This is a genomic window from Rhodopirellula sp. JB055, assembly GCF_043100905.1.
Classification (GTDB): Bacteria; Planctomycetota; Planctomycetia; order Pirellulales; family Pirellulaceae; genus Rhodopirellula.
This window is the reverse complement of sequence record NZ_JBICHO010000416.1, coordinates 1-9,556: the sequence shown is the minus strand read 5'-3', so window position 1 is coordinate 9,556 and position 9,556 is coordinate 1. Positions and strand designations below refer to the sequence as shown.

Annotated in this window: 10 protein-coding genes; 9 read left to right on the top strand and 1 reads right to left on the bottom strand. The window is 56.4% G+C overall.

The features are described from left to right. The first annotated feature begins 248 nt into the window (after positions 1 to 248). A complete protein-coding gene (locus tag ACF8AM_RS16340) occupies positions 249 to 761 on the top strand; it encodes a beta-lactamase hydrolase domain-containing protein (RefSeq protein WP_392556660.1) in 513 nt (170 codons plus the stop codon). A gap of 124 nt (positions 762 to 885) precedes the next feature. Beyond that, the gene (locus ACF8AM_RS16335) at positions 886 to 2,280 is read left to right on the top strand and encodes a rhodanese-like domain-containing protein (protein ID WP_392556659.1); all 1,395 of its coding nucleotides are present in this window, start codon (positions 886 to 888) and stop codon (positions 2,278 to 2,280) included. 49 nt (positions 2,281 to 2,329) lie between these two features. On the opposite strand, the gene ACF8AM_RS16330 is transcribed toward ACF8AM_RS16335, so the two are convergent. Further along, positions 2,330 to 2,722, bottom strand: coding sequence for a CoA-binding protein (locus ACF8AM_RS16330; protein WP_392556658.1), 393 nt, complete (start codon positions 2,720 to 2,722; stop codon positions 2,330 to 2,332). 295 nt (positions 2,723 to 3,017) lie between these two features. Here ACF8AM_RS16330 and ACF8AM_RS16325 point away from each other — a divergent pair, with 295 nt between their 5' ends. The 7 genes from ACF8AM_RS16325 to ACF8AM_RS16295 all read left to right on the top strand — a co-directional run. Beyond that, entirely contained in the window at positions 3,018 to 3,479 is a 462-nt protein-coding gene (locus tag ACF8AM_RS16325) for a rhodanese-like domain-containing protein (RefSeq protein ID WP_392556657.1), read from the top strand. Between the two features lie 173 nt (positions 3,480 to 3,652). Continuing rightward, on the top strand, positions 3,653 to 4,189 hold the full coding sequence (nrfH, locus tag ACF8AM_RS16320) for a cytochrome c nitrite reductase small subunit (protein ID WP_392556656.1): 537 nt from the start codon (positions 3,653 to 3,655) through the stop codon (positions 4,187 to 4,189). An 80-nt stretch (positions 4,190 to 4,269) separates the two neighbouring features. Beyond that, positions 4,270 to 5,865, top strand: a complete 1,596-nt coding sequence (locus ACF8AM_RS16315; RefSeq protein WP_392556655.1) for an ammonia-forming cytochrome c nitrite reductase subunit c552 — start codon at positions 4,270 to 4,272, stop codon at positions 5,863 to 5,865. A gap of 147 nt (positions 5,866 to 6,012) precedes the next feature. Further along, the gene (gene arsC, locus ACF8AM_RS16310) at positions 6,013 to 6,363 is read left to right on the top strand and encodes an arsenate reductase (glutaredoxin) (protein ID WP_392556654.1); all 351 of its coding nucleotides are present in this window, start codon (positions 6,013 to 6,015) and stop codon (positions 6,361 to 6,363) included. Positions 6,364 to 6,376: 13 nt separating this feature from the next. Continuing rightward, positions 6,377 to 6,700 (top strand): magnesium-dependent phosphatase-1, encoded by a 324-nt coding sequence (locus ACF8AM_RS16305; protein ID WP_392556653.1) that lies wholly within the window; start codon positions 6,377 to 6,379, stop codon positions 6,698 to 6,700. A gap of 496 nt (positions 6,701 to 7,196) precedes the next feature. Further along, the gene (locus ACF8AM_RS16300; RefSeq protein ID WP_392556652.1) at positions 7,197 to 8,630 is read left to right on the top strand and encodes a TolC family protein; all 1,434 of its coding nucleotides are present in this window, start codon (positions 7,197 to 7,199) and stop codon (positions 8,628 to 8,630) included. Continuing rightward, on the top strand, positions 8,623 to 9,556 hold a 934-nt coding region (locus tag ACF8AM_RS16295), incomplete at its 3' end, for an efflux RND transporter periplasmic adaptor subunit (RefSeq protein WP_392556651.1). The genes ACF8AM_RS16300 and ACF8AM_RS16295, both read left to right, overlap by 8 nt.

Below are 9,556 nucleotides of genomic sequence, written 5' to 3'. Positions count from 1 at the left end.
GATAGCGGTGACCTGATCCGAAAATCGCAATCTTGGTGCCAAAGCGAACAACCCGGATTTTCGGGAATCAATCGAGACAAAGTGCGCTAATCGTCACATAAGTGAGACAAGAAAAGGCACAGTCCTCCAATCGCGGAGCTACCCGCGTTTTCCGCGGCCAAAGCTCGTTTTCGACGCACATCGGGGCCGTCGGACGGCCAAATCTGGAACGCCAGTTGCCTCCATTCCAAACAGAATTCGCGGCTCGTCTGTCGAGCCCGCGACTCAAATTCGTTCCCTCCCCGCACAAGGAATCAGACATGTCGAATCGAATGAAATTCAACGATCAGCTCATCGTTGGCCCCCAGCCCAGCGAAAACGAATTGAAGGAATTGCCCACTGAAGGTTTTCAATCCGTCATCAACTTCCGTACCGCCGGGGAAGAGAAACAGCCTTTGGGACCAGATGCCGAAGGCAATCTTGTTCGATCGGCTGGTCTGAAGTACCTGCACGTCCCCGTCTCGATGGATGGGATGGACGAAAAGAAAGTGGACCAATTTCGGGAGCAGTATCAATCGCTTCCCAAACCGGTTTTTGCTCACTGCAAAAGCGGCAAGCGGGCCGGAGCGATGATGATGATGCACACCGCGGTGGAACAAGGCATCTCGGGCGAACAAGCACTCGAACAAGCCAAAGAGATGGGCTTCGAATGCGACAAACCCGAACTGGAACAATTCGTGAAGCAATACGTCAATCACCGCACCCAAGTCGCCGCGAATTGATCCGCTGGGAACTCGAACCGTGGTCGCTCATTCGCGGCAACGGAACTCAGCGAGTCTCCACAGCGAACTCGCTGGGCCGATTCCACTGACACTTTTCCCAGACATCCAGGTGAGTCCGATGACCATGATTTTTGAGAGCATTCAAACGGAAGGAATCTCGCAACTGTCCTACTTGATCGGCGATGACAGCACCGGAACCGCGGCGGTCATCGATCCACAACCCAACGTCGAGACCTACGTCCAGCTCAGCCGTCAACACGGCGTCGCGATCACGCACATCTTTGAGACTCACATCCACGCGGACTTCATGAGCGGTTCGCGCGAACTGCAGTCCAGAGTCGGTAACGCAAAGATTTTCGCGAGCGGCGAAGGCGATGCCAACTACGGATTCGACGTTCACAGAATCAAAGACGGAGATTCGTTTGAGTTCGGATCCACAAAGATCACCGCCCGACACACGCCTGGTCACACGCCCGAACATTTGTCGTACGAGCTGGCTGATTCCGATTCGCCAAACGAACCATGGGGTGTGCTCAGTGGTGACTCGCTCTTCGTTGGATCCGCTGGCCGTCCAGATTTGCTGGGGGAAGAGGAAACGGAAGAACTCACCAAGCAACTATTCTCGACGCTTCGTGACTACTACTTGAAACTCGCCGATGACGTCATCGTTTACCCATGTCATGGCGCGGGTTCGGCATGTGGAGCCAGCATCGGTGAACGACCGATGACGACCATTGGCCAAGAACGGAAAAGCAATTCGTTCTTGCAGCACGAAGACCTCGACGAATTCGCAAAGTTCGTCAGCGAGGGTGCCCCGCCGGTGCCCCAGCACTATCCGATTCTGAAGAAGATCAATGCCGAGGGCCCGGATCTGATTGGTCACGCCCCCGTCGTTCCAGGCCTGCCTCCGAAGCCGTTCCAAGAAGCCATTCAGACTGGCCAAGCACAACTCGTCGACACACGTCAAATGCTTGCGTTTGGCGGAGGCCACATTGAGGGTGCCATCAACTTGGGTGATCGCCCTGAACTTTCCGTCTGGGCCGGAGACATGCTCAACTACGATCGGCCAATCTTGCTCGTCGTGGATGACGAAACCCAACTGGACTGGGTCGCGTGGCATTTTGCAGTCGTAGGCTTGCATCGCTTCGAAGGCTATCTCGTCGGTGGTATGAAAGCCTGGGACAATGCCGGACTACCGTTGTCGACCACGCCACAACTCACCGTTCACGATCTGAACGAACACCAGAGTGAGTTTCAGATCCTCGATGTTCGTGCGCCTTCCGAGTTCGATTCCAATCGGATTTCAGGAGCCAAACATCACTACGTCGCTGACATGAGAGATGGTGTTAACGGCGAGTTAAAACTGAACCGTGACGAACCCGTCGCGGTCTATTGCGGCAGTGGGTACCGAGCGAGCATTGCTGCGAGCGTGTTGCAACGAAACGGTTTCCGGCGCGTTCACAATGTGCCGGGCAGCATGAGTGCCTGGAAAAATGCGGGCTACTCCGTCGAGAAATAGCCAGCGACGTTCCGTTTCCATTTCCCAAACGTCAACCGGCCGTGGCATCTCATTCGCGAGCGAGCAGCACCAAGATGCAACTGCCATCGTCGATCACGGTCAGCCCTGCCTCGCGTGCTGCCTGGCTGGCTTCCTCATGCTCCGCACCAGGTTGCATCCACAGGTGCTTCACGCCCGCCTCGATCGCGTCGGCGACCACTTTGCGAGTCACCTCGGGCGGGGTGATGATCGAAACCGCCTCGGGCACCGTCGGCAAATCCTGAATCCGCGGGTACGCCTGGTGCCCCTCGATTTCTTCCGTGATCGGATTGAGAGGGTACGCCTCTCGTCCAGATCCGATCAGGGCCCGGAAGACTTTGTTGCCATACTTGTGCTGGCGAGCAGACGCCCCCGCGACGGCGTAGGTCGGAGCGGAAAGGAACATCGAAATGGCATCGCTCATGATGGGGCCTCAGATGATGGTAGAAACAGGTTGGACGATGGACCAGCGAAATTCAGGAAACGTCATTCGAAATCAGAAAAACGATCTCGGTGAGGTACTTCTTGGAGTTGCCTGTGAAAATCATGCCGGGTCCTTGGTGGAAAATCTCCCTCATCGGCACGTTATAGTTCAATGACTGTGCTTTCGCGTGAATCATGATCTTTTTGTAGGACCGACCAGTCTCCTCGATCCGCCAACAATGTATTCCCACGCTCACCACCGTTTGGTTGACGTTTTGTCTCGCTAGGAAACACGCATGGTTTGGTTGTCCAAACTGTTCATCCTCTGGCTCAACCACCTGGCTCCCTTCGTTGGAAGAAGTCAGGTGAAAGAGATTTCAACGGAGGAGTTAGCGAGACGCCTGAAACAGAACGATCCATCGATCATTCTCGTCGATGTTCGGTCATCAACCGAGAGAAAAGTATCTCACATTCCGGGTTCCATCTCTGTCGATGAGTTTCGGTCACGCGAAAATGAGTTCGAGAATCGATGCGTGATCGCTTCGTGCACCGTCGGCGGCCGCAGTTGGATCTTTGCTCAGCGCTGCTTGCGAAACGGCATGCAGGCACGCAACCATCGCCCAGGAATCTTGGGCTGGTGCGAATCCGGTCATGAACTCGTCGCGAACGATGGCAGTCCCACGAAACGCGTTCACACTCACAACCGGTTCCTGCGCGCACCGGATGGTTATGAAAGCGTGCCGACCCAACGTTGCTGAGCGAGCGTATTCGCACACCTGCAAAGGATCGCGAAACACAGCCGGATCAAGTTGGCCCTTTCAACGAAAAATTCACCCGACCGGCGGCCCGCGATTGCATCGAAACTGCTACATTCCACCCCATCGAGCGAGTCCGCGTCCGGCTTGCTTGGTTCACGCGAAAGGAATGGATCATGCAATCAGACACCGGCGATCCACCGGAATCAACGCCGAGCACAACTGTTGCGACCAAGCGATTTCCCAGAATTGCGATGCTTTTCTGCGTTGCCCTGGGACTGCTCGCTGGTATCGGCACATTCACTTTCGGCTACGGCAAAGGTGCCAGCTACCTGAGCAATCAACCCGAGACGTGCGTCAATTGTCACGTGATGCAGTCACACTTTGATTCGTGGCAACAAAGTTCGCACCATCACGTTGCGGTTTGCAATGACTGCCACCTGCCGCACGACAAGATCGGCAAGTGGATTGTCAAAGGTGACAACGGTTTTTTCCACTCCTTGGCATTCACCTTGGGTGGCTATTCCGATCCGATCGAAATCAAACCACGCAACCGCCGAGTCACACAGAGCACTTGCGTGGACTGCCATCGTGATTTTGTGCATGCGTTGCTGCCGGCAACAGCGCAAGCTGACATGCAGAACTGCGTCCATTGCCATGCCGATGTCGGCCATGCGGGGCACGGCAAAGTGGACTGGATGCATCCGCGTTGACACCGTTTGGGTATCGCCCCGTTTTTTGACGTTCTTCCTATTCGACCTCTTCTTTCAATCTTCGTTCGCAAAGGTTTGTCATGTCCGATCAGCAACCACGCAGCTTCGGATGGCTGATTTTATTGACCGCACTGACCGCATTCGCAACGTTCGGCGTTGTCGCGTTGCTGGTCAACATCTTTGAACGCAAACAAGAGGCCAGGGCTCCGTTCACCAAAGTGGTCGACGTCACTGAGATCAGCACCGACCCGGAACCCTGGGGCCTGAACTTCCCACAGCAATACGAGGACTACCTGAAAACGGTCAACGACGATTACACCGACTTCGGTGGCAACCACGCTCTGCCACCCAGCAAGCTGGAAGAATCGCCTTGGCTCAAACGATTGTTTGCTGGATATGCCTTCAGCATTGATTATCGCGAAGCACGCGGGCACGCTCACATGTTGGCTGACCAAGAAGTCACCAAGCGAGTGACCGAAGTTCAGCAATCCGGTGCTTGCTTGCACTGCCACGCGTCCATCGCCGCCACGTACCGCCGAATCGGATTGGAAGAACAAGGCAAACCGGCCGATGCGAAATCACTGGCCGATGGCTTTCAGCAGGAGGCTGTCTTGGCTGGCTTCCGATCGGTCAGCACCAAGAAGTACGAAGAGATTCATGCGGAAATCGAAAAAACTCCCGATGGATTTGACGCCGCCAGCGGCGATCCTCATGTCGGTGGTGCCCATCCGGTTTCATGTGTGGATTGCCACGACCCCGAGACCATGTCGATTCGAGTCACTCGCCCCGGATTCATCTTGGGCATCGACAAACTCGCCAAGAGCGACGCTGAGGTTCCACACCTGCCCAGCATTCAATCTTGGCGTGATGGCGGCAAAAAAGGTGACTACGACCCGAACACGATGGCAACTCGCCAGGAGATGCGATCCTTCGTCTGCGGGCAGTGCCACGTCGAGTACTACTGTGCGAACAAGATGACGTTGACCTACCCCTGGAGCAACGGACTGAAGATGGAAAACCTCGAAGCCGAATGGGACGCTACCACGTTCCCCGATGGCGGAGAGTTCTACGACTACGTTCACAAGACCACCGGCACCAAAGTCTACAAGGCTCAACACCCCGAGTTTGAACTTTGGAGCCAAGGGATTCACGCTCGAGCAGGCGTCAGTTGCAGCGATTGCCACATGCCGTTCGAAAAAGTAGGTGCAACCAAGGTCAGCAGCCACTGGGTCCGAAGCCCCATGACCAACATCAACAAGGCCTGCCAAACTTGCCACAAGGTTCCGGAAACCGAAATCAAAGCTCGCGTCGATGTGATCCAAGACCGAACGCGAGCCCTCATCGACCGCGCTGCCAGCGCGATGACTGAAATGCTGGACGCGATCATCGAAGTCCAAGAAGCCGGTGCAACCGAAGAACAACTCAAACCAATTCGCGTGTTGCAACGCAAAGCAATGTGGCGTCTGGACTACATCGCCAGCGAAAACCGCAAGGGGTTCCATGCCAGCCAAGAGTCCGCACGAATCCTGGGCGAATCGATCGACTACAGCCGGCAAGCGATCGCAATGGCGTATCGACTGGGCCTGAAGAAGTCGGATTCTGCCACCTCCGATGCTCCCGCGCCCGATGCCCCGGAATCAGAGCCCGAATCCTCGGCAGCAACCGACGACGAGTGATGCCCGGGACGACGAGTGGTGCTCGGCGTTGACTACCGGGACTGGTCGACTACCGGGATTGAAGGAATCGAACGGAAAGTTTCAGATAGTTCGCCAACTTTCCGTTCCTCATCCGCCTTCGCTCTCGCCCCATCACGCCTGCGCAGAATGACCAAGATCTACCACAACCCACGATGCACCAAGTCACGCCAAGCTCTTCAATTGCTGCAGGAACGCAGCATCGAACCTGAAGTCATCAAGTACTTGGACACGCCGCCGAGCAAGAAAGAACTCGCCGAGATCGTGAAGTTGTTGGGCATTCCCGCAGCAGACTTGGTCCGTAAGAAAGAAGCCTTGTTCAAAGAATTGAACTTGGGCGAGCAAACGCTGACCAACCAACAGTGGATCGCCACGATGGTGGAGCACCCCAAGTTGATCGAACGTCCGATCGTGATCCACAACGGTAAAGCCGCGATTGGTCGGCCAACGGAAAAGATCGCCGAACTACTCGACGCGTGATCGATTCTCATTCATGAATGATATGCTTCCACGCTTGGTCGTATTTGACCTCGACTTCACGCTCTGGGATTGTGGCGGAACGTGGTGTGATTGCTTGTCGCCACCGTTTCACACCTGTGAATCGCAAATTCTTGACAGCGATGGCCAGCAGGTTCGCTTGTACGACGATGCGCTTGCGATTTTGGATCGCTGTGACGATCGGAAGATTCCAATGGCATTGGCCTCACGAACCCAGCAACCAACCTGGGCCCGCGAGTTGGTCGAGCGACTTGGCGTTGCCACGGAAGATGCGCTGTTGGTCTCTGTTCTTTCCTCCGCCCCAAGGGGGCAACTCTAAGATAGCCCCAGGCATCGCCTGGGGTTTCGTTTCGGAGAATCCGACACAAGCCGCAACCCAGGGCGTTGCCCTGGGCTGGCGTAGGGCTGCCCCGTTGGGGCGAAGTCGAGGAACAAAACCTGCGCAGCCCAAAACGCTGGCAAGACCGAACATTTCGCAGCCCAGGCTTGTCGCCCTTGGACCGGATACAGCATCCACTCTTTTGGCCCACTCTCTTGCGTTCCAAAACGCAAACTCAATGCCCCGAATCGCTAGGCAAAGCACCTCGCCGAGACTCAACACTCACCGGTCGTTGGCTGCGTGCCGCATTGAAAATGTGTCAAAACCAAGGCTTCTGCAAAGGGAGCAGCCACGCCAACGGCGAACGACTGGGGCAGTGCCTGGGCGGTGATCGCCTTTTCGACCGTCGTGAAACACAATGAATAGCCATCGAGCTATGTAACAAGTCCTGGATTGGACTGGATTTCGGAGCACCGAATCTCGTAGATCGGGCTTCATGTTCACGGTTCGTTTAGCGAGGTTCCTCCCCGCCCGGTGGCTCATAGCGTTTCTGCTGGTTGGTGCGGGCTGCGCCAATCGCGACAACTCCTGGACATTTCGATCGCAGACCCCACCGCCTTTTTCAGTTCCCGGCGAAGTGGTGCCGCCCGACCGTTGGTGGACCAGTTTCAACGATCCGACTCTCAACGCCGAAATCGAAGTCGCCTTGCAGGGCAACTTCACGCTCGCCGCAGCCCTGCAACGGCTGCATGCGGCTCGAGCTCTGACCCGGCGCGAAGCCTCGGACCTGTGGCCCGACCTGAATGGTGTGGCAGATTATGGCAGCACGATGGGCCCCGGCAGCGATCGCTCCAGTTTCGTCTGGGGATTGGACGCTGGGTACCAAGTCGACTTGTGGGGCGAAATTGAATCTCGTGTCGATGCCGAGCGATTGCGCACCTCGGCCACACGAGAAGACTACTTGGCCATCGCACTGACGCTTTCAGCGGAGATCACTCGCACGTGGTTCTCATTGATCGAAGCACACGCCCAAATTGATTTGCTCAACGAACAACTCGACAACAACCAAATGGGCCTGGCACTGCAAGAAGCACGTTTTGCATCCGGATTGATCCGCAGCCCCGACGTGCTTCGACAACGGCAATTGGTCGAAGCAACGCTGGAACAAATCGTGGTGGAAAAAGTCCGCATCGAAGTGCTGGAACACCAGCTCGCGGTGCTTCTCGGCGAGATGCCACAAACGGCGGAATACGAACCAGGCACCGACCTGCCCGAACTGCCCCCGCTGCCGTCCACCGGATTGCCCTCCGAATTGCTGAAACGCCGCCCCGACGTCCGACGGGACTACCTGGCTTTCCGAGCCGCGGACCGCGATCTTGCTTCCGCGATCAGTGCCCAGTATCCCCGTATCAACCTCACCGGCTCGTTGCTGAACGTCTCGGAATCACCTGAAACGGTGTTCCGCGATTGGTTTGTTTCGATCGGTGCACAAATGATCGCCCCTCTATTCGATGGGGGGCAACGTCGAGCCGAAGTCGACCGCAACGCCGCCGTGAAACGTGAATTATTCAATCTTTATGGGCAGACGATGCTCAACGCGTTCAGTGAAGTTGAGGACGCTCTGGCCCAAGAACGATACCAGCTCGAGCGCATCGAACACCTGGAAAACCAAGTCGAACTGGCTCGGCTCTCCTCCGAGCAACTGCGTGAGCAGTACTTGATCAGCGATGCGACCTACCTGGATGTGCTCAGTGCAATCACGGCTCAGCAAAGATTGCAGCGCGAACTGCTTTCCGCTCAACTAGACTTGGTGCTCATTCGCGTCTCGCTGTACTTGGCGTTGGCTGGCGATTTTGACACCCGTTCGCAAGACTTTGAATTATTGGAATCCACCGTGGAAATCATTCCGGAGACCGTTGTCGATGAATGATGCGTCGAATCAGCGACCCCAGTGGCGCTGGCTTCGCATCCTAGGAACCACCATCGCCTGCTTGGCCATTCTGGGTGCATCCGCCGCAGCGGTGTTCGTGATCAACCAAACGGAACCGACCGCCCAGCAGATCAACGCCACCCGAAAATCGGCCGCGTTGGTGGACACCATCCCAGCGGAACGAGGCAGTTACTCACCTCAGTTGGTGGTGCTTGGAACGGTGGAACCCGCCCAAGACATCACGATCAGTCCGCGCGTCAGCGGCCAGGTCATGGAGATCGCTCCCGAGTTCATCCCAGGTGGCATGGTTCGCGAGGGCGAGTTGCTGCTGCGGATTGACCCTGCCGACTTCGAAAATGCGATCTCAATCAGCAGCAGCGAATTGCTGCAGAAAGAGGCGGCATGGGAAATCGAACAGGCTCGCCAGCGTTTGGCTGAAAAAGAGCTGAAGATGCTGGAGGGAACCATTGACGACACCAACCGAGGCCTGGTGTTGCGAGAACCTCAAATCGCATCCATCCAAGCAGAAATCGCGGCAGCAAAAGCATCGCTGGAACGAGCTCAGTTGGACCTCGATCGCACCGAAGTCACCGCTCCCTTTGACGCTCAAGTTCTGTCACGGTCGATCGACATTGGTTCACAAGTCGGCCCCGGCGATGAACTCGGTCGCCTGATCGGGCTGGACGAGTACTGGATCATGGCCGCCGTTCCTGTCCGAACGCTTCGCTGGGTTCAATTCCCTGAGGCGACCGAGGACGGCAATGCAACCGAAGGTTCCAAGGTCATCCTTCGCGATCCAGACGCCTGGGGTCCCGGTGTCGAGCGAGAAGGCCGAGTCGCTCGCCTGATCGGAACACTCGACCAACAAACACGACTGGCCCGCGTCCTGATCACCGTCGCGGATCCGCTCGGCCGAGAATCCGATG

Bases quoted from the DNA above. Each gene is read 5' to 3' on its own strand.
- ACF8AM_RS16335 (WP_392556659.1), top strand. From the start codon at position 886: ATGATTTTTGAGAGCATTCAAACGGAAGGAATCTCGCAACTGTCCTAC.
- ACF8AM_RS16330 (WP_392556658.1), bottom strand. From the start codon at position 2,722: ATGAGCGATGCCATTTCGATGTTCCTTTCCGCTCCGACCTACGCCGTC.
- ACF8AM_RS16325 (WP_392556657.1), top strand. From the start codon at position 3,018: ATGGTTTGGTTGTCCAAACTGTTCATCCTCTGGCTCAACCACCTGGCT.
- nrfH (WP_392556656.1), top strand. From the start codon at position 3,653: ATGCAATCAGACACCGGCGATCCACCGGAATCAACGCCGAGCACAACT.
- ACF8AM_RS16315 (WP_392556655.1), top strand. From the start codon at position 4,270: ATGTCCGATCAGCAACCACGCAGCTTCGGATGGCTGATTTTATTGACC.
- arsC (WP_392556654.1), top strand. From the start codon at position 6,013: ATGACCAAGATCTACCACAACCCACGATGCACCAAGTCACGCCAAGCT.
- ACF8AM_RS16305 (WP_392556653.1), top strand. From the start codon at position 6,377: ATGAATGATATGCTTCCACGCTTGGTCGTATTTGACCTCGACTTCACG.
- ACF8AM_RS16300 (WP_392556652.1), top strand. From the start codon at position 7,197: ATGTTCACGGTTCGTTTAGCGAGGTTCCTCCCCGCCCGGTGGCTCATA.